This window comes from Angustibacter sp. McL0619 (assembly GCF_049994355.1).
GTDB lineage: Bacteria > Actinomycetota > Actinomycetes > Actinomycetales > Angustibacteraceae > Angustibacter.
In genome coordinates this window covers 2,068,040-2,087,583 of record NZ_CP188257.1, presented here as the reverse complement: position 1 = coordinate 2,087,583, position 19,544 = coordinate 2,068,040, and the positions used below count along the sequence as shown (strand labels likewise).

At 70.4% G+C, this 19,544-nt stretch carries 14 protein-coding genes, 3 tRNA genes and 1 pseudogene; 8 read left to right on the top strand and 10 right to left on the bottom strand.

Annotated elements, in window-relative coordinates; all coding sequences use genetic code 11:
- Positions 1 to 20 precede the first annotated feature (20 nt).
- The gene (locus ACPPVT_RS09650; RefSeq protein WP_426566769.1) at positions 21 to 575 is read right to left on the bottom strand and encodes a hypothetical protein; all 555 of its coding nucleotides are present in this window, start codon (positions 573 to 575) and stop codon (positions 21 to 23) included.
- 115 nt (positions 576 to 690) lie between these two features.
- On the opposite strand from ACPPVT_RS09650, the gene ACPPVT_RS09645 reads away from it, so the two are divergent.
- Positions 691 to 1,005 (top strand): tyrosine-type recombinase/integrase, encoded by a 315-nt coding sequence (locus ACPPVT_RS09645; protein ID WP_426566768.1) that lies wholly within the window; start codon positions 691 to 693, stop codon positions 1,003 to 1,005.
- 454 nt (positions 1,006 to 1,459) lie between these two features.
- Here ACPPVT_RS09645 and ACPPVT_RS09640 read toward each other — a convergent pair whose 3' ends face one another.
- Together ACPPVT_RS09640 and ACPPVT_RS09635 are read right to left on the bottom strand one after the other, a co-directional pair.
- Positions 1,460 to 2,293: a trypsin-like serine protease gene (locus ACPPVT_RS09640; RefSeq protein WP_426566767.1), complete on the bottom strand. Its 834-nt coding sequence runs from the start codon at positions 2,291 to 2,293 to the stop codon at positions 1,460 to 1,462.
- 136 nt (positions 2,294 to 2,429) lie between these two features.
- Entirely contained in the window at positions 2,430 to 2,687 is a 258-nt protein-coding gene (locus tag ACPPVT_RS09635) for a peptidoglycan-binding domain-containing protein (protein WP_426567112.1), read from the bottom strand.
- A 12-nt stretch (positions 2,688 to 2,699) separates the two neighbouring features.
- On the opposite strand from ACPPVT_RS09635, the pseudogene ACPPVT_RS09630 reads away from it, so the two are divergent.
- Positions 2,700 to 2,893 (top strand): annotated as a pseudogene (locus tag ACPPVT_RS09630) (ATP-binding protein); the annotation flags it as partial.
- 320 nt (positions 2,894 to 3,213) lie between these two features.
- On the opposite strand, the gene ACPPVT_RS09625 reads toward ACPPVT_RS09630, so the two are convergent.
- Positions 3,214 to 6,117, bottom strand: coding sequence for a BTAD domain-containing putative transcriptional regulator (locus tag ACPPVT_RS09625; protein ID WP_426566766.1), 2,904 nt, complete (start codon positions 6,115 to 6,117; stop codon positions 3,214 to 3,216).
- 654 nt (positions 6,118 to 6,771) lie between these two features.
- Here ACPPVT_RS09625 and ACPPVT_RS09620 point away from each other — a divergent pair.
- Positions 6,772 to 7,065: a transposase gene (locus ACPPVT_RS09620; protein ID WP_426561342.1), complete on the top strand. Its 294-nt coding sequence runs from the start codon at positions 6,772 to 6,774 to the stop codon at positions 7,063 to 7,065.
- Positions 7,065 to 7,937 (top strand): IS3 family transposase, encoded by an 873-nt coding sequence (locus tag ACPPVT_RS09615; RefSeq protein ID WP_426561340.1) that lies wholly within the window; start codon positions 7,065 to 7,067, stop codon positions 7,935 to 7,937. Before ACPPVT_RS09620 ends, ACPPVT_RS09615 begins: the two co-directional genes overlap by 1 nt.
- Before the next feature lie 235 nt (positions 7,938 to 8,172).
- On the opposite strand, the gene ACPPVT_RS09610 is transcribed toward ACPPVT_RS09615, so the two are convergent.
- The 5 genes from ACPPVT_RS09610 to ACPPVT_RS09590 all read right to left on the bottom strand — a co-directional run bounded on the left by ACPPVT_RS09610 (position 8,173) and on the right by ACPPVT_RS09590 (position 10,924).
- A tRNA-Val gene (locus ACPPVT_RS09610) sits at positions 8,173 to 8,244 on the bottom strand.
- A 1-nt stretch (position 8,245) separates the two neighbouring features.
- Positions 8,246 to 8,316: transfer RNA gene (locus ACPPVT_RS09605), tRNA-Cys, on the bottom strand.
- Positions 8,317 to 8,335: 19 nt separating this feature from the next.
- A tRNA-Gly gene (locus tag ACPPVT_RS09600) sits at positions 8,336 to 8,408 on the bottom strand.
- 71 nt (positions 8,409 to 8,479) lie between these two features.
- Positions 8,480 to 9,613, bottom strand: coding sequence for a ribosome small subunit-dependent GTPase A (gene rsgA, locus ACPPVT_RS09595; RefSeq protein ID WP_426566765.1), 1,134 nt, complete (start codon positions 9,611 to 9,613; stop codon positions 8,480 to 8,482).
- Positions 9,614 to 9,790: 177 nt separating this feature from the next.
- Positions 9,791 to 10,924, bottom strand: coding sequence for a YihY/virulence factor BrkB family protein (locus ACPPVT_RS09590; protein ID WP_426566764.1), 1,134 nt, complete (start codon positions 10,922 to 10,924; stop codon positions 9,791 to 9,793).
- A 70-nt stretch (positions 10,925 to 10,994) separates the two neighbouring features.
- Between ACPPVT_RS09590 and ACPPVT_RS09585 the strand changes: the two genes are divergently transcribed.
- The 4 genes from ACPPVT_RS09585 (at position 10,995) to ACPPVT_RS09570 (ending at position 18,552) form a co-directional block, all read left to right on the top strand.
- Positions 10,995 to 12,632: an acyl-CoA dehydrogenase family protein gene (locus ACPPVT_RS09585; RefSeq protein ID WP_426566763.1), complete on the top strand. Its 1,638-nt coding sequence runs from the start codon at positions 10,995 to 10,997 to the stop codon at positions 12,630 to 12,632.
- 142 nt (positions 12,633 to 12,774) lie between these two features.
- Positions 12,775 to 14,940, top strand: a complete 2,166-nt coding sequence (gene glgX / locus ACPPVT_RS09580) for a glycogen debranching protein GlgX (protein ID WP_426566762.1) — start codon at positions 12,775 to 12,777, stop codon at positions 14,938 to 14,940.
- Positions 14,937 to 17,411 carry a malto-oligosyltrehalose synthase gene (treY, locus tag ACPPVT_RS09575; RefSeq protein WP_426566761.1) on the top strand — a complete coding sequence of 825 codons (2,475 nt, stop codon included), beginning with the start codon at positions 14,937 to 14,939 and terminating at the stop codon, positions 17,409 to 17,411. Before glgX ends, treY begins: the two co-directional genes overlap by 4 nt.
- A gap of 184 nt (positions 17,412 to 17,595) precedes the next feature.
- Entirely contained in the window at positions 17,596 to 18,552 is a 957-nt protein-coding gene (locus ACPPVT_RS09570; protein ID WP_426566760.1) for a hypothetical protein, read from the top strand.
- Between the two features lie 85 nt (positions 18,553 to 18,637).
- Here the strand turns inward: ACPPVT_RS09570 and ACPPVT_RS09565 are convergent, their stop codons facing one another.
- The gene (locus ACPPVT_RS09565; protein ID WP_426566759.1) at positions 18,638 to 19,507 is read right to left on the bottom strand and encodes a PPK2 family polyphosphate kinase; all 870 of its coding nucleotides are present in this window, start codon (positions 19,505 to 19,507) and stop codon (positions 18,638 to 18,640) included.
- Between the last annotated feature and the right edge of the window lie 37 nt (positions 19,508 to 19,544).

Sequence of the window (19,544 nt, the reverse complement as noted above, 5' to 3'; positions counted from 1 at the left end):
CCGCCAGGTATCGGATCAGATCACCCAGATCCGGAACCTCCCGTGCTGCTACCACTCGAACCGCGCCCTGCGACCCAGCTCGGATGTCCGCCGGGCGGCGGCGTAATCGTGTACCCCAGGCGCTCGAGCTCGCCGGCGGCCTCGGACGCCATCGCCCGAGTGACGGCTCGGGCCTGGATGAGGCGGAAGTCAGTCCGCACCGAGTCAACCGCTGACTGCCATCCGGGGAGAGAGTCAAAGCCGCAGTCGCTGATCAGGAACTGGATGACGTCCTCCAAGTCCGGCCTGAACCGGGAGCCGCCGGTAGGTAGGTGTAGGGCAGACATTCGGTGAGGGCTGCGGTGACCGGTGCGCGCGAGAAGATGAGACAGCGCGCCGCGTTGGCCGTGCACGTGGATGTGGGAATGCGGTACGCGCTGGGCGTCGTAGTCGAACCTCAGCCACGCCAACTGCTCCCCGTCGACGGACAGCGGCTGGCCGCCATCCCTCTCGTTCTGCCCCAGTGGGCTGAAGTCGACGCCGGCCTCGTTGCGCGCCCGGGCGAGGTACTTGCGGAACAGCGAGTAGACGCGCAAGTCTCGCCGAACCCTGGCTCTTCCCCAGCTCGCAACCGCCGCGCTGCTCTGGGAGCGCGAGCACCAGGAATCCGCGCGCTTGGCAGCCGGCGCTCGGTGGGAGGCTCACGGCCTCGTGTTCTCGACTCGTCTCGGCACACCGCTCGATGCCGCTGACGTCCGCCGTGCGTTCCGCGACGCCCTCCGGGACGTGCCGGGAGTCGACGAGACGAGGTGGACTCCGCGCGAGCTGCGGCACAGCTTCGTCTCGCTGCTCTCGGACAGCGGCCTTCCGCTCGAAGAGATCAGCCGACGGGTCGGCCACCGCTCGACGCAGGTCACCGAGCTCGTGTACCGGAAGCAGCTGCGCCCAGTAGTCCAGTCTGGAGCGGTGTTGATGGACAAGATCTTCGAAGCGTCGCTGCCGGATCCTGGTTTACCCGAGGCGTGACGCGGGATCTCGGTGAGTGGCGGGTGGGTGACCCGGTGGCAGCCACGCTCGTTGGGTGGGGTCGTACTAGGGACCCGTTGGCTGCACTGCGTATCGTGGCGACCCCGCCCAGGGGCAATCTGGATGAGGCTTCGGGTGCGCTGGAGGACGGGAGTTACGTCTGAGCCGACTGGTTCCCGTCGCTGCGCCTCCCCACCCTCTCCGTCGGCCTCTCCCAGATTCCGAAGAGCAGCGCTACCCGGCCCCGGCTGCCTCAGCCTGGGCCTGCAACATCCTCTGGTGGAGCTGGTGAATGCCGCGCGGCTGGCCGAACTCGAAGTGCTCAGGGCCGCCCCGTATCGCCGACCTGCTGGCGCCAGGTCAGGTGGTGCTGCGTCTAGCCGTGGCCGGCTTCGGCGTGACCCTCCCACCACCGGCACGGGTGGCCTGGCCGGCCACCCGTGTGCGGACACCGTCAGAGGAACTGCTCCAAGAAGGCCCGTGCATAGGCCGTGTCGACTCGCTGGTAAGCACCGGTCGCGTTGCACGAAGACGAGTTCACGAAGGAAGCGTCACCCACGACGTACTGCCCGAGGAACGTCGGCCCGCCGGAGTCGCCGGAGCACGAGCCGCCGCCGGCCTTGGAGTCTTGGTCGTTGATTTGGAAGGTGACGACCTCGTCCTGCACGTTCTTGAGGAATGACGTGGTTGAGCGCCGCTCCGTCACGTCGATCTGTGACTTCTTCGCGCCGATGTCAACGCCATAGCCGACCAGCGTGAACGTCTGGTTCTTGAGCGCGCCCTGGTTGCCGTCCAGCGTGCCGACCGGCAGTAGAGGAGCCGGCGAGATTCCCGGCCACTTGGTGGCGGCTGGGGTGTCCAGCACCACCACACCCTGGTCGTGCTGCTTGGAAATGGACAAGGTGCCCGTCCAGCCGGGATCCGGGTGCGCCGTGCCGGTGATGTAGTTCGCGGCGCGGGCTGCCCTCTCCGCCGGTGTGATGCCGGCTGCCAGCGGGTCGAGTGGCAGGTCGGTGTTGAACGAGACATACACGTTTGTGGCCGCGCTGCTGGCGGTGTCCCTCGTGCAGTGGCCCGCGGTGAGCACGACCGTGGGCGAGATCAGCGTCCCGGTGCATTGGAACCGGCCCGACTCGGTGCTAAACAGGACGACCCCGACGTTGGTGTGCACCTCGTCGCGCTGCCCATCCGTTATCGCCGCGGCCGGCTGCGCGGTCATCACCACGCTGGTGGCCAGCACCAACCCGCCGAACACTGCACCCAGACGCCCATTCCGAAAACGCCTCATCGCGCAACTCCTCAGTCGAGGACCCTCTCTCGCAGTATCGCTACGGTCTTCGAGGGGTGCAATGGCCAGTCGGACAAACGAGCGACAGTGGTTCTCGAGAGCAGGGGTGCCGTCGACCGCGGCAGCCCTCGGCCCCCTACTGGTGGGCCAGAACGAGAGCATGCCGCTCACGAGCGCCTGCCACGTCATCGGACCCGATGCCGTCAACCACGACCGACGGGATGTCCGCGTGGAGAGCCTGCTGGAACCCACGCACCGCCGCCTCGGTCTTCGGCCCGAAGATGCCGTCGACGGTCACCGGGTAGCCCTGTCGCAAGAGGTCATGCAAGGTTCGGACTGGACGGTCACGGTCCTCCTGGCGCACGAGCGGCCACGGACCGAGCGATCCTGGCATGGCTTCGTCCCTATCCTCGATGACTTCGAACTCAGGGCACTCGACGCCACCGAGGCCAACGACTTCTACGAGCTCGTCGTGGAAAGGCACGGCAAGTCGAGCACCATCGTGACCTCGAACCGGGACCGTCTGAGTGGCTGACCATGATGAGCGACGCGCTGCTCGCCCAATCCGCCATCTACTGGCTCACCTCCGGAGCACACACCGAGGGCGAGGGCCACCTGATGCTCACTCACACCTCCAGGTGGTCCCATGCTCGTGGCGACGGGGTGGTCCCATCACGCTGGCAAGCGACATCAATCAACTCAGCACGGATCGGCGCAGCTCGGGGTCTGCGAAGGCGAGCAAGGCCTTGCCCACTGCCGTGCAGTGCAGCGGCAGGAGTGTTCCAGGCCGGTGCGGCGTGGCCCCGACCCGAGGCAGGTCGCAGCCGCTCGACCACCAGTGCGCCCGGGACGTCCAGCACCGCGAAGTGGTTGGCGTGGCCGGTGGTGAGCCCCTCGCCGATCTCGTACGAGCCGCAGGGTCAGCGCGCGTCCTGCTTCGCCGTCAGCAGGGCCCTGGCGGACCGGAACTGCTTGGTCTCGAAGCTCTCCAAGGACTCGAATGCGGCAACCGCGGCCCGGGCGTGCTGGAGCGCCGACGCGCGGTCCCCGGTGGCCTGCTCGGACTGCGCGAGCCAGGAGAGCAGGCAGGCGTGGTCGTACGGCAGCAAGGCGTCACCAAAGCGATCGAGCGCCCGACGGACATGCTCGCCGCCCCGGGCGGGGTCCACGTCCATCAGAGTCTTCGCCGCGCTCTCCGCCGCAAAGCTGGCGGCTTCGAACGCGCCGCCGCGCTCAGCCACCTCGACCGCCTGCTCGAGCTCCCGGTCGGCGAGCTCGACCTGGCCGGTGGCCCAGTGGGCCCTGAACAGCATGACGTAGGAGACCGAGAGCCAGGCGTCATCACCGAGCTCGGTGGCCAGTGCCAGCGATTCGTCGAGCACGGCGAGCGCCTCGTCATGCTGACCGACGTCGACCAAGCAGTCGGCGAGGTTCAGCATCGTGACGACCCGGAACGGTGCACCGGCCCGGGCGGCGGCAGCATCGGCCCGTCGCGCCACTTTGACGCCCTCCTGGGGGTCATCGAGCCGCTCGTACAGGACTGACAGGTTGTTCAGCAGCGCGGCCTCGGCCAAGTGCTCACCGGCCTTGGCGGCGGCTGCTGCCCCGGTGCGGTGGCTGATCTCGTGGGCCCGGGTCTCGCCCAGGTTGGCCAGCTCCAGGTAGCCGATGAGGCCGAGCGGGATCTGCCAGGCCGCCGGGTGGCCGCGGTCGGCGGCGACCTGGACGCAGGCCATCAGGTCGTCCAGGGACCGGCTGAACCAGGCAGTTGCTGCGTCGGCATCGCCGAGCCCGAGCTGCTCGGCGGCCTCACCCGGTGCGGCCATACCCACCTTCAGGGGGGTGCCCAGGGCCACCCGCCCGGCGCTGGAGGCCGCGGCGTACCAGGCCAGCACCCGGTCCACCGCCGCGCCGAGCACTGCCGGGCTGTCCTGCAGGTCGGCTTGCGCGCGTGCGTGCTGGCGCACCAGGTCGTGCATCCGGTGCTGCACGCCGTCCGGCTCGAGCATGTGCCGGGCCGCCAAGGCGCGCAGCAGCTGGTGCGCCTGGTCCGGCGGGCAGTCCAGCAGCCGGGCCGCCGAGTGCTGGTCGAAGTGGACCGTCGGGCCCGCGCCGAGCAACCGGTAGAGCGCGGCTGCCCGCGGGTCGGCGGCGGACAGGCGCTGGTAGGACCAGGACAGGACCTCGCCCATCATCATCGCCGGGTCCTCCTCGGCGGTGCCCAACCGATCCAGCAGGCGGTCACCGGCCCGGGACAGCTGACCGCAGACCTCGTCCAGTCCGAGCGCGCCGTCGTCGTGCTCGAGGACCTGCTCGGCCGCGATCCGCAGCGCCAGCGGCCAGCGGCTGCACAGCTCGATCAGCTGGCCGACCTGGTCCGGCTGGCCGGCCACCAGCTCGGCACCGAGCAGATGCGACATCAGCTCGACGCACTCGGCGTCGGCCATCGGGCGAACATCCAGCCGGCGGGCCCCCTCGCGAGCCACCAGGCCGCCCATCCGTTGCCGGCTGGTGACCAGCACCGCGCAGCCCGCCGTCCCGGGCAGCAGATCCTGGACCACCTGCCCCGAGGGCGCGTCGTCCAGGAACAGCAGCATCCGGCGCTCGGCGAGCACCGTGCGAAACATCGCGCTCTGATCGGCCGCCGCCGCGGGCATGTCCTCGTCCAGCACGCCCAACGCCCACAGGAAGCCCGGCAGCACGTCAGCGGCCACCAGCGCCGGGTGCGCCGGGTCGAAGCCGCGCAGACTGGCGTACAGCTGACCATCGGGATAACCGGCCGCCACCAGGTGCGCCGCCCGCAGACCCAGGCTGGTCTTGCCGATCCCGCCCGGACCATGCAGCACCACCACCCGCGGACCCGCCCGACCCTTCGCCGCCTCCTCGTCCTCAGCCTTCGCTGCGTCCTGGTCCTGGGTCAGCCAGCCGACCAGCTGCGCGGTCTCGCCATGACGGCCGATGAAGTCCCGCGAGGTCGCCGGCAGCTGGGCCGGCTTCGGCACCGGCTTGGCCACCCGCGTGTCCACCCTGTCCGGCGGCCGTTCAGGGTCGCCACCACGCAGCACCTTCTCGTGCGCGGCGCGCAGACCCGGCCCCGGGTCCAGCCCCAGCTCCTCGCGCAGCGCGCGCCGAACCCGGTCGAACTCCGCCAACGCCTCCGGCCGGCGACCCAACTGGTGCAGCGCGGTGATCAGCAGCTCGCTGAACCGTTCGTTCAGCGGGTCGCTGGCCGCCTCGGACCGCAACGAGGACAACGCCTCCATCGCCCGGGACAACTCGATCAACAACCCGACCCGGGCCGCAACCAGCTGGGTGCGCAGGTTCTCCAACTCCGCCCGGACCAGGTCCGCGGCCACCCCCTCGACGTCGGACAGCGGCGAACCGGTCCAGAACGACAAAGCCGCCTCCGCGCCCGCCAACGCCTCCTCCGCTGGAGTGTCCCGGCGCTGCACGTACTCCGCCAGCTGCCGGACCCGCAACACATCGCACTCGCCCACCCCCAGGCTGAGCCGATACCCGTCACCGACTCGCTCCAACCGGTCCGACCCCAGCAGCCGGCGCAACGACCACACCAGAGTGTGCAGGCTGTGGCTCACCGTCGACGGCGGCTGCTCACCCCACAAAAAGTCCACCAGGACCGACCGGGACAGCGCCAGACCGGCATTGATCGCCAACACCGCCAACAAACTGCGCTGCAAACGAGGACCCGCCGGCACCACCGCCCCGCACACCGACAGCGTCACCGGACCCAGCAACCGCACCTGCAGATCCGGCTCACCGGCATCCTCGCGAAAGACCGCACCCTCACTCGCCGTCGCACTCACGGGCTTGCTCCCACCTGGCGCAGCCACGCCCGGAAAACTTGGATGCCCAGAACCCCCACCATAGTCGACCCAGGCAGGCTGCAATCGGAGCCCGATCCCCCGCCGTGGCGGCCTCACCGATGCGAGGGCCGCCTCCGCGATCACATACGCGCGGCCGGCACGCGAGGGTTGTTCTGAGGGTCTGCCAGAGCGACGCTGATGCACGTCCATCCATCCCGTCGGACTCCGCGCACTCGTAAAGCACGGCAGCGCGGCGGCGGGCACGGTCCGCTCGTCACCTTCTGCCACCAGAGCGTCGCCACGCGGTGGCCGCTCGCGTCGTAGAGCCCAGCGCTGCACTGGTTCGCCGTGTTGCGCTGGATCGACATGCCCTTCGCGATGTCTCCCCAGAGGGCTCTACCGTGGACGACCGTCTCGCGGAGCCGGATGCCCAGCACTCCGGGTGGGTTGCGGATCGTCACTGCGATAGACATGCACGGGACGTCCGATGCGAGCCCCACGCTCCCAGAGCCGACGCGGGTGAGTCTCGGACGCCGCACGAGCTCAGTCGCCCACACGCCGACGAACGCGCCCACGAACAGGGTCACGGGAGCCTGACCCACTTCCCCGGACACCCGATCTGAGGTGACGATGTCACCTTCGAGGGGAGTCTGGATGCCTGTTGCCAAGCCGCGGGAGTTCCGCCGTCGGGCGGTGGAACTGGCTCGTCAGGGAGACAAGCCGGTGGCTCAGATCGCTCATGATCTGGGCATCAGTGAGTCGTGTCTGCGCCGCTGGATGAAGGTCGACGATGTCGAGGCCGGCCGCGTCGAGGGCGTCACCAGTTCCGAGCGGGCGGAGCTGGTTCGGTTGCGCCGCGAGCTGCGGGTGGCCCAGATGGAGATCGAGATCCTGAAGCGGGCCTCGGCCTACTTCGCTCGAGAGAACGTGCTGCCGAACCCAAAATAGTGTTCCGGCTGGTCCGTGAGCTCGCCGGCGACGGAGTGTCCGTCGCGGTGGCCTGCCGGTTGTTGAGGGTCTCGCGTTCGGGCTACTACGAGTGGTTGGGTCGCCCGCCATCACCGCGCGCGGTGGCTGATGCTGCGCTGACCGCCACGATCGTGCAGGTCCATCAGATGTCGCGGTGCTCCTATGGTGCGCCGCGGGTGCATGCCGAGCTGCGCCTCGGGCTGGGTCTGGCGTGTGGGCGCAAGCGGGTCGCCAGGTTGATGAGAGCCGCTGGCCTGCAAGGGATCTGCCACCGCCGCAAGCGGGGTCGGCACCGGCCGCTGCCGGCCCCGCACGAGGACCTGGTGCAACGCCGGTTCGTCGCCGACTCACCCGACAAGCTGTGGTGCACCGACGTCACCGAACATCCCACGAGCACCGGCAAGGTGTACTGCTGCGCGGTGCTGGACGTGTACTCCCGCACGATCGTGGGCTGGTCGATCGCCGACCACATCCGCGCCGAGCTGGTCGTCGACGCCCTGCAGATGGCCACCTGGCGGCGCCACCCCGAACCGGGAACCGTGGTGCACGCCGACCGCGGCCCGCAGTACACCTCGTGGGTCTTCGGGCACCGGCTGCGCACCGCCGGCCTGCTCGGCTCCATGGGCCGGGTCGCCTCCTCCGTGGACAACACGATGATCGAATCGTTCTGGTCCACGATGCAACGCGAGCTCCTCGACGTCCGCAGCTGGGACAGCCAGGAACAGCTCGCCTCGGCGATCTTCGAGTGGATCGAGGGCTGGTACAACCCCCGACGCCGGCACACCAGCCTCGGAGACCTCGCCCCAGCCGAGTACGAAGCCCTTCACACCACCGCCGCTCCGGCGGCATGATCAACACACCGAACGTGTCCGGGAGACCGGGTCAGGCTCCCACGACCAGCAACAGGCTGCTCTCCATCACTTCGGGCAGGCTAGCCCAGCCGTCCCACCCGCAAGAGCAGCCCTGCGACACACCTAGCCAGATCCGGTGCGCCCGCTAAAGGACATGTCGCTCAGTTTGTCGCTCAAGACGCTGAGAGCCCCGCCGACGACGTCCGCAGAGGGCTCATTCGTGCTCAGATTCCGGTGGGCGATACTGGGTTCGAACCAGTGACCTCTTCCGTGTCAAGGAAGCGCGCTACCACTGCGCCAATCGCCCGAGGTGGAGACGGGATTCGAACCCGTGTACACGGCTTTGCAGGCCGTTGCCTCGCCTCTCGGCCACTCCACCGTGAGGCGCTGAGCCTCCGAGCGGACGACGGGACTCGAACCCGCGACCCTCACCTTGGCAAGGTGATGCTCTACCAACTGAGCCACGTCCGCATGCGCCCGGGTTGCTCACCCGACGCTCGAGAAACAGTATCCGATGCGCCTCTCGAGAACCAAACCGGCCCTCACCGGGACCGTCGTCCCTCCTTCTGGGACCGCCGGTACTCCATGGTGCGCTGCTTCCAGACCGCGAGCTCGGCCTGCCGCAGCCGAGCATCGACCCGACGCTCCTGGTAGGCGGCCTCCCGCTGCAGCTTGTGCCAGCTCGCCAGCCGGCGCTCAGCGAGCTCGCCGGACTCGATCGCGGCCAGCACGGCGCAGCCGGGCTCGCTCTGGTGCGCGCAGTCGTGGAACCGGCACTGGCGGGCCAGCTCGTCGACGTCGGCGAACACCTCGGCCAGTCCCTCGGTGCCCTGCAGACCCACGCTGCGCAGCCCCGGCGTATCGATGACTGCCCCTCCCTCGGGCCCTAGGTGCAGCTCGCGGGTGACCGTCGTGTGCCGGCCCTTCTGCACCGCCCCGAGGGCCTGGGTGCGCATCACCTCGCGTCCCAGCAGGGCGTTGAGCAGCGTGGACTTGCCGACACCGGACGCGCCGAGCAGTGCCACCGTGGCCCCGTCGCGGAGCACGGACCGCAACCCCTCCAGCCCCTCGCCGTCGTGCGCGACCGTCACGTCGACGGGGCAGCCGGCGGCGACCTGAGCTCCGATCTCGGCCGCCAGCTCCGCGGCGTCCGAGCCGAGGTCGCCCTTGGTGAGCACCAGGCGCGGCTGGGCGCCGCTCTCCCAGGCCAGTGCCATGAAGCGCTCGATCCGGCCAAGGTCCGGGTCCGGGAAGAGCGCCTCGACCACGGCGACGACGTCGACGTTGGCGGCCAGCACCTGGCCGGTCGACGTCCCACGCACCTGGGCGCGCACGACGCTCGAACGGCGCGGCAGAACAGCCTCGATGGTCTGGTTGCCATCCGGCCACGCCTGCACGCGCACCCAGTCCCCGGTGCTGGGCACTGCCTGCGGATCCTCGGCGACGGCGGCGATGACCTCCGCGCCCCACGTGGCCCGGACGGGCCCGGCCGCGCCGACGGTGTCGCAGGCGCCGCGGTCGGTCCGGGTCACCCGTGCGGGGAAGGCAGGGGCGCCCGGAAGGACGATGGCTACGGACTCGTCGAACGCGGCGCTCCACGCGCCGTCGAAGCCGAGCCGGACGAGCTGGTCCGCCGTACCCAGGATCGGGCGGGGCGAAGTGGGGTCAGACGACATGCGCAGGGCCTTTCGGAGGTGCCGGGCAGCTCGTCGGACGACGAGATCGCGCTCAGCGAGGAAGGTGCGCCCCGGATCGGGCCGAGGCGTAGGTGAGCAGGTGCTCGTCACTCATCGAGACCGTCACCTCCGCCGTCGTCGACCAGCTCGGACCCCAGCGGCCCGACCTACACGAGGTTAGGCAGACTGCCCGGGCCGCGTCACCTGGTTATCGGCCGCCTCCGTGCGCGGCGCCTGCTCGGGCTCTTCGTCCTCGTCGCCGGGGCCGGTCGCCTGGATCTCGTCGGCCAGGTCGTCGCGGCTCAGGTCCAGCAAGCGGCGGGCGCCGGGCATCTCGTCGTCCGGCTCACGGATCGGGGTCAGCGGGTGCCTACGCCGCTCCATCTTGGCCAGCGGCGAGCGGGACTCCCCCTTGATCGGCCACAGCTCACGGCTCGCTGCGTTGAGGGCAGCGCCGATCAGGACGGCGATCGCCAGGAAGTACAGCCAGATCAGCACGATGATCGTGGCCGCCAGCGGGCCGTAGATCGACGAGCCGCCGACCGACGCACCGATGACCTTGCGCACCATGACCGAGGCGACGACCCAGATCACCAACGCCAGGACGGCACCGGGGACGTCACGACGCCAGGACGTCCGGTGCGGCGTGGCGAGGTGGAACAGCGTCGCGATGCTCGCCACGGTCAGCAGCGTGATCGCCGGCCAGTACAGGTGCAGCACGAAGTCCGCGTTCGGCGGCAGCATCTCGCTGAGCAAAGAGGGGCCGAGCAGCACCAGCGGCAGCAGGATCGCACCGACCAGAACGGCACCGGTGTAGAGCGAGAAGGACAGCGCCCGGGTCCGGATGATGCCTCGGCGCCCGCCCTGTCCGTACATGATCGAGATGGTGTCGATGAAGACGTTGAGCACCCGGGAGCCCGACCACAGCGAGAGCGCGAACGCGATCGAGATGATGTCCAGGCGCCCGCGGTTCAGCACGTCCTGGATCGTCGGGGTGATCTGGCTGGACACCGTCTGGGCCGTGAAGACGCGCTCGGCGTACGTCTCCATCTGGTTGCTGACCTGGGTCACGGTGTCCGGGCCGAGCGCGTTGCCGAGGTAGCCGACGCCACCCAGCAGCCCGAGGATCAGCGGCGGCAGCGATAGCAGCGCGAAGAAGCCGGCCTCGGCAGCCAGCCCGGTTACCCGATACCTCATGCAGACGGAAACCGTCTCGCGCGTCAGCGCCCACAGGCCCAGCGCAAAGCGCGACCGGCGGACGGCGCCCACACGGGACCACACGCCTGCCGCGAGGGACGTCGCACTGCTCACGCACCCACGGTAACCGCGCCGGTGCTGGCTGCCCGTCCGACACGACCCGGTTCGGCCTACCGTGGCAGTCATGACGACGCACGAGGTCACCAACCAGGTGCCACCGCTCGAGGGCTATGACGTCTTCGCGGCCGACGCCGCGCTGCTCGAGGGCGTGCACCGGCACGGAGCCGCCCACGCCCTGGACGAGCTGCACCTGCTGGGCGAGCTGGCCGGGAGCGCAGCCGCACAGCGCCTGGGGACGGAGGCAAACGAGTTCCACCCTCGGCTCGTCACGCATGACCCCCGCGGCAACCGGGTCGACGAGGTCGACTTCCACCCCGCCTGGCACGAGCTGATGACGACCTCGATCGGCAACGGGCTGGCCGGTACCCCGTGGTCCGAGCCGCCGGGAACCGGGGCGCACGTCGCCCGGGCCGCCGGCTTCATGGTCTGGTCGCAGGTGGAGGCCGGGCACGGCTGCCCGGTCTCCATGACGTACGCGGCGGTGCCCGCCCTGCGCAGCGACCCCGCGCTGGCCGCCGTCTGGGAGCCTCGGCTGACCTCTCGCCAGTACGACTTCGGGCTGCGCCGCGCGGCCGACAAGTCCGGCTCGGTCGCGGGTATGGCGATGACCGAGAAGCAGGGCGGCAGCGACGTCCGGGCGAACACCACCCGCGCGACACTCACCCCCGGTGGACCGGTCGAGGGTGGCGAGACCTACCTGCTGACCGGGCACAAGTGGTTCTGCTCTGCTCCGATGAGCGACGTGTTCCTGGTGCTCGCCCAGGCACCGGGCGGACTGACCTGCTTCGTCGTCCCCCGCGTGCTGACCGACGGGAGCCGCAACCCGTGGGCACTGCAGCGGCTGAAGGACAAGCTGGGCAACCGCTCGAACGCGTCGTCCGAGGTCGAGCTGGACGGCACCTGGGGCGTGCGGCTCGGGGACGAGGGCGCCGGGGTCCGCACGATCTTGAGCATGGTCGCCTCCACCCGGCTGGACTGCGTCCTCGGCTCCGCGGCGACCATGCGCCAGGCGCTGACTCGGGCCGTGCACCACGCTCGGCACCGTCGGGCGTTCGGTGCCCGGTTGGCCGACCAGCCGCTGATGGCCGCTGTGCTGGCCGACCTGGCCCTGGAGTCCGAGGCGGCCACCGCGCTGGGCCTGCGGCTGGCCGCCAGCGTGGACGACGGCGAGAGCGACTTCGGCCGGCTGGCGGTGGCGCTCGGCAAGTTCTGGGTCTGCAAGCGCACGCCCGTGCTGGTGGCCGAGGCGCTGGAGTGCCTGGGCGGGAACGGCTACGTGGAGGAGAACGGCCTGGCCCGGCTCTACCGAGAGGCGCCGCTGAACTCGATCTGGGAGGGTTCCGGCAACGTCAACGCGCTGGACGTGCTGCGCGCGCTGTCCCGAGAGCCGATGGCCGTGGACGCGCTGCTGACCGAGATCCGACGGGCCGAGGGCGCCAACAGCGACCTGGACCGCGCCACCAAGGACGTCGAGACCATGCTGCTGGACCCGGCCACCGTGCACGAGGCCGCGGGGGCCCGGTGGACCGTCCAGCGCCTCGCCACCGCCCTGCAGGGCTCGCTGCTCGTGCGGCACGCTCCGGCCGCGGTGTCCGACGCTTTCGTACGCACCCGGGTGCTCGGCCAGGCAGGTGCCACCTTCGGTACGCTGCCAGCCGGCGTCGACGTCCAGGCACTGGTCGACCGGGCGATGGTCGGCTGACCACGGTCTGGCCACGAATCCGGTTGTCCCAGGCACCGCCGGCGCGGGTCGGGCACAATCGGTCCGGCACCCGCCAGCCAGCATGGGCCGGTGCGCCGCGCGACGCTGACGTCGCCCATTCGTCCCTCGCGGAAAGAGCCTGATGCAGACCTGGCCCGGTAAGCCCTACCCGCTCGGCGCGACCTTTGACGGGACTGGCGTCAACTTCGCCCTGTTCTCGGAGGTCGCTGAGCGGGTCGAGCTCTGCCTGATCGACGACGCCGGCAAGGAGACCCGGGTCAACATGCCCGAGCTCGACGGCTTCGTCTGGCACGCCTTCCTGCCCGGCGTCCAACCCGGCCAGCGCTACGGCTTCCGGGTGCACGGACCCTACGACCCCAAGCGCGGGCACCGCTGCAACCCCGCCAAGCTGCTGCTCGATCCCTACGCCAAGGCCATCGACGGCCAGATCGACGGTGACGAGTCGCTGTTCTCGTACCGGTTCAAGGACGCCGACGCCAACGGCGACGCGCCGAAGAACACCATGGACTCGCTGGGCCACACGATGCTCTCGGTGGTCACCAACCCGTTCTTCGACTGGGGCCAGGACCGCGCCCCCGAGCACGAGTACCACGAGAGCGTGATCTACGAGGCGCACGTCAAGGGCCTGACGGAGCAGCACCCGGACGTACCCGCCGAGATCCGGGGCACCTATGCGGGCATCGCGCATCCGGCCGTCATCGAGCACCTGACCGACCTCGGGGTCACCGCCCTGGAGCTGATGCCGGTGCACCAGTATGTGCAGGACTCGCACCTGCTCAGCCGGGGGCTGTCGAACTACTGGGGCTACAACACGATCGGCTTCCTGGCCCCGCACAACGCCTACGCCGCGTACGGCACCCGCGGCCAGCAGGTCACCGAGTTCAAGGCGATGGTCAAGGCGCTGCACGAGGCGGACATCGAGGTCATCCTCGACGTGGTCTACAACCACACCGCCGAGGGAAACCAGATGGGGCCGACCCTGGCGTTCCGCGGCATCGACAACAACGCCTACTACCGGCTGGTCGACAAGGACCTGGCGCACTACTACGACACCACCGGCACCGGCAACAGCCTGCTGATGCGGCACCCGCACGTGCTGCAGCTGATCATGGACTCGTTGCGCTACTGGGTCACCGAGATGCACGTCGACGGCTTCCGGTTCGACCTCGCATCGTCCTTGGCCCGCCAGTTCCACGAGGTGGACCGGCTGTCCGCGTTCTTCGACCTGGTGCAGCAGGACCCTGTGGTCAGCCAGGTCAAGCTGATCGCCGAGCCCTGGGACGTCGGGGACGGCGGCTACCAGGTCGGCAACTTCCCGCCGCTGTGGACCGAGTGGAACGGCAAGTACCGCGACACGGTGCGTGACTTCTGGCGCGGTGAGGCGTCGACCCTCGGCGAGTTCGCGTCCCGGCTGACCGGCTCGAGCGACCTGTACGAGCACTCCGGCCGCAAGCCGATCGCGTCGATCAACTTCGTCACGGCACACGACGGCTTCACGTTGCGGGACCTGGTGTCCTACAACGACAAGCACAACGAGGCGAACGGCGAGAGCGGCAAGGACGGCGAGAGCCACAACCGCTCGTGGAACTGCGGGGTCGAGGGCGAGACCACCGACCGCGAGATCAAGGCGCTCCGGCTGCGCCAGCAGCGCAACCTGCTGACCACCCTGCTGCTCTCGCAGGGCGTGCCGATGATCGCGCACGGCGACGAGCTGGGCCGCACCCAGCGCGGCAACAACAACGTGTACTGCCAGGACAACGAGATCGCCTGGGTCGACTGGGACCTCGACGACTCCCAACTCGAGCTGCTGGAGTTCACCCGGCGGCTGGTCCGGCTGCGCACCGAGCACCCGGTCTTCCGCCGGCGCCGGTTCTTCGCCGGTAGCGCCGACCACGGCGGCGAGAGCGAGCTCGGCGACATCGCCTGGTTCACCCCGACCGGCGAGCACATGGGCAACGAGCACTGGCGCAACGGTTACGCCCGGTCGCTGACGGTGTTCTGGAACGGCTCGGCCATCCCCGAGCCGGACCGGCGGGGGGCGCCGATCGTCGACGACTCGTTCCTGCTGGTGATCAACGGGCACCACGAGCCGATGGACTTCACGCTGCCCGGCCCGGAGTACGGCGAGGTGTGGCAGGTCGAGCTGGACACCGCAGACCCGGCCCGACGCGGTGAGCTGCCGGACAGCAAGGGCGCTGCCAAGCCGCTCGGCCAGGCGCCCTACTCCGAGCTGCTCGTGCAGTCGCGCAGCGTCGTCGTCCTGCGGTGCGTGCGGCCCCCGTCATGACCGAGCCCGCCGCCCGGCCGGCCAGCCCGACGTCCACCTACCGGCTCCAGCTGCACGAGGGGTTCGGCTTCGACGACGCGGCGGCGCAGGCCGGTTACCTGGCCGAGCTGGGGGTGTCCCACGCGTACCTCTCCCCCGTGCTGCAGGCGGCGCCCGGATCGACGCATGGCTACGACGTGGTCGACCACTCACGGCTCAGCGCGCAGGCGGGCGGCCGGGCCGGGTTCGACCGGCTCAGCACGGCGCTGCGCGAGCGTGGGCTCGGTGCGGTCGTGGACGTCGTGCCGAACCACATGACGGTGCCCACCCCGGCGTACCTGAACGCCCAGCTGTGGTCGGTGCTGCGCGACGGACCGGGATCGCCGTTCGCCGGCTGGTTCGACGTCGACTGGTCGGTGCCGGACCGCGCGGTGCTGATGCCCGTCCTGGGCCAGCGGATCGGCCAGGTCCTGGATGACCGAGAGCTGCGACTCGACCACTCCGGCGGCGCGGCCGGCGACGAGCTGGTGCTGCGGTACTACGACCACCAGTTCCCGTTGCGACCCGGCACCGAGGGCCTGCCCCTGGACGAGCTGGTGGACCGGCAGTGGTACCGGCTGGCGCACTGGCGGGTGGCCGACGAGGAGCTGAACTACCGGCGCTTCTTCGACGTGGACACCCTGGCCGCCGTGCGGGTCGAGCGGCCGGAGGTGTTCGAGGCGACCCATCGGCTGCTGCTCGACCTGGTCGCCTCGGGTGCGGTGGACGGCCTGCGGATCGATCACCCGGACGGTCTGGCCGACCCGCGCGGGTACCTGGCCGAGCTGGCCGCCGCCACCGAGCACGCCTGGGTCGTGGTGGAGAAGATCCTCGAGGGCGACGAACGGTTGCCGCGCGACTGGCAGTGTGCCGGCACGACCGGCTACGACGTGCTGTGGCGGGTCGGCGGCATCTTCGTCGACCCTGCGGGTGCAGCACCGCTGTCCGCGCTACTGGCCGAGGTGAGCGGGGACAGCACCGGTCTGCCGGCCGTCGTCGAGCGGGCCAAGCGCGAGGTGGTCGCCGGCGGCCAGTACGCGGAGGTGCACCGGCTGGTCGACCTGCTGGCCGCGATCTGCCACGACGACGTCCGGATGCGCGACCACACCCGGCGCGGGCTGCTCGACGCGGTCACCGAGCTGTTGGTCGCGATGGACCGCTACCGCGCGTACGTCGTCCCGGGAGACCCCGACGGCGCGCCCGCCGAGTCCGTCGCGGCGCTTGGCGAGGCGGCCGAGCGAGCCCGGGCCCACCTGGCCGAGCACGAGCACGACACGCTCGAGCTGGTCCGTGAGCTGGTGCTCGGCCGCGGCCCCGAACCCACCCGCGCGGACCCGCGCCGGGCCGAGCTCGTCGTCCGGTTCCAGCAGACCTGCGGTCCGGTGATGGCCAAGGGCATCGAGGACACCGCCTTCTACCGCTGGTTCCGCCTGGTCGGACTGAACGAGGTCGGCGGTGACCCGGACCACTTCGGCGTCGCCCCGGAGGAGCTGCACGCGTTCTTGGGGCGACTGCAGCGAACCTGGCCGCTGGGCATGACGACGCTGTCGACACACGACACCAAGCGGGCCGAGGACGTGCGGGCGCGGCTGGCAGTGGTGTCCGAGCGGCCGGCCGAGTGGACCGCGACCGTGCGCGACCTCCACGAGACGTCGGCGCCCTACCGGCAGACACAGCTGGACGGCGCCACGGAGTACCTGGTGTGGCAGACCCTGGTCGGCACCTGGTCGCCGTCCGACGGGCCGATCAGCGCTGACCGGCTGCACGCCTACGTCGAGAAGGCTGCGCGCGAGGCCAAGACGCGCACCAGCTGGACGTCGCCGGACGAGGCCTACGAGTCGGCGCTGCACGCCTACGTGGACGGCGTGCTGGCCGATCCGGACGTGCTGGCGTTGCTCGCCGGGTGGGCGGAACAGACGCACGAGTCGTTCCGGGCCGGGCTGCTCGGGCAGAAGCTGCTGCAGCTGATGGCGCCCGGCGTGCCGGACGTCTACCAGGGCTCCGAGCTGGTGGACCTGTCCTTGGTCGACCCGGACAACCGGCGTCCGGTCGACTATGCCGACCGCACCGCGCGGCTGCGCGCACTGGACGGCGGGTCCGGCCCGAGGGACCTGGACGACGAGAAGCTGCTGGTCACCTCGCGGGCGCTGCGGATGCGGGCCGCGCACCCGGACTGGTTCGTCGGCCCGGACGCCACCTACATCCCGCTGGCGACCACCACCGGCAACGCGGTGGCCTTCGGTCGCGGCGCGGGCGATCAGGTCCGGGCTGTGGCGGTGGTCACCCGGCTGGCCGACTCGCTGCACCAGTACGGCGGCTGGCGCGCGCACACCGTGAGCCTGCCCGAGGACCGGTGGCGGGACGTGCTCACCGGACGCGAGGTGGACGGCGGCGCCGTCCCGCTCGCCGAGCTGCTGGCCGGCCTGCCCGTCGCCCTCCTCCTCCGCACCTGACACTCGACCCTCCCCTCCGGGCTCTCCCCTCCGGGCTCTCCCCTCCGGGCTCTCCCCTCCGGGCCTTGCACTCGTGAAGCGCTTTGGGGGTCTCACGCGGCGCTGAGACCCCCAAAACCCGTCACAAGTGGAGCCCTGTGGACGACGGCCGCGCCGTTCGGGCGTTGGTGTCCATGCTTGGCTGATGCCGATCAGACCTCACGTCCCACCGGAGCTGCTCGTCGGCCCGATCACCGTGGCATCGGCCCGACGGGCTGGTGTCACCGCTGACATGCTGCGTGGCCGGTCCTGGACGCGGCTGCTTCGTGGCGTCTACTGCCACGCGTCGATGCCGGTGGACGACGACGTCCGGCTGGCCGCGGTCAAGCTCGTCCTGCCTGCGGACGCCGTAGCCACGGACCTGCTGGCTGCCTGGGCGCACGGCATCTGGCAGCCCGCGCCGGGTGCGCCGCTTCCGCTGCAGTGGGCCGTCGAACGCGGTCGTGCTCGGCCTGGGCCGTCCCTCGACTCCTCCCGTCGACTCGTCCTGCAGGCCTCGGACGTCGTGACGGCCCGCGGTTTGCGCTGCACCTCGCCGATGCGCACTGCCTTCCAGCTGATGCGTCGCGCGTGCGTCGTCGAGGCCGTCGTGGTCGCGGACGCGTTCGCCCGGGCCGGACTGCTGGAGCTTCCGTGGTTCTACGCCTACGTCGACGGCCATCGTCGTTGGCCCGGGGTGGACGAGGTTCGACGCTGTCTCGAGCACGCGAGCTCACGCGCGGCGTCACCGGGTGAGTCGCGCCTGCGGATGGTGGCGGTGCTGGGCGGGCTTCCGGAGCCGTACGTGAACCTGCCGTACTACCGCGGGGACTCGCTTCTCGCCGTCCTCGATCTGTACCTGGTCGGCAGGCGGGACGCGGCCGTCGAGTACGACGGGGTCTATCACGAGGAGGCGTTGCAGCGGCATGCAGACAACCGACGGGAGAACCGGATCGTGCTGAGCAACCAGGTTCCGGTCCTTCGATATGACCGCTTCACCGTGGCCCGGCACTCGGCTCGGGAACGGGCACTGCACGAGATGGCTCAGGCCATCGGGCTGGAGGCGCCGAACACGCTGCGATCGATCTGGTTTCACGACCCGAAGCGGCCGCTGCGCTGGTGACCGCCCACTCATGATGGGTTGTCGGGGTCTCAGAGGCCTTTGACACCCCGGCAACCCATCACAAGTGGATGTCGCGGGGGCCGGGTCAGGTGGCGGCGAGGCGAGCGCGTTCCGCAGCCACGTCGAAGGCCGCGGCCGGCCACTGCGGGTCGAGTGCCTGCAGGTGCTCGAGCAGCAGCTGCTGAACGGCCCACCGCGCGTACCACTTACGGTCCGCCGGCACGACGTACCACGGCGCCAGGTCGGTCGAGCAGCGCGTCAACGCGTCCTGGTACGCCTGCTGGTAGTCGTCCCAGAGCAGCCGGGCATCGACGTCGGTGGGGCTGTACTTCCAGTACTTGTCCGGGCGACCGAGCCGCCGGGTCAACCGCGAACGCTGCTCCTTGCGTCCGAGGTGCAGCATCACCTTGACGATGGTCGTGCCGCGCGCAGCCACCTCGGCCTCGAAGGCGTTGATGGAGTCGAAGCGGGCGACCCAGGTGGCCCGTGGCACCAGTCCCTGCACCCGGGCGATCAACACGTCCTCGTAGTGCGAGCGGTCGAAGACCCCGATCTCCCCCGGCTCCGGCAACGCCCGGCGGATCCGCCACAGGAAGCCCCTGGCGCGCTCCCCGCTCGTGGGCGCCTTGAACGCCGTGTGCCGGACGCCCTGCGGATCCGCCGCACCCACGACATGCCGCACGATGCCGCCCTTACCCGCGGTGTCCATGCCCTGCAGGACCAGCAGCACCGACCGCTCGCCGCCGAACCGGCTCTCGGCAAACAGGCGCTCCTGGAGCTCCGCGAAGGGCTCGGTGCCCGCCCGCAACGCCGTCCGGCCCGCCGCCTTGCCGCCGGCGAAACCCGGCGTGCTCCGTGAGCCGACCTCCTCAAGCCGGAAGCCCTTCTCGACCCGCAGCAGGTCGGACAGGCGGACGCCGTCGCGACCGTCGTCGCCACTCGCCTCAGGGACCATCGCCAGATCATGTCAGCGCGGACCTCTGCGGGCCATG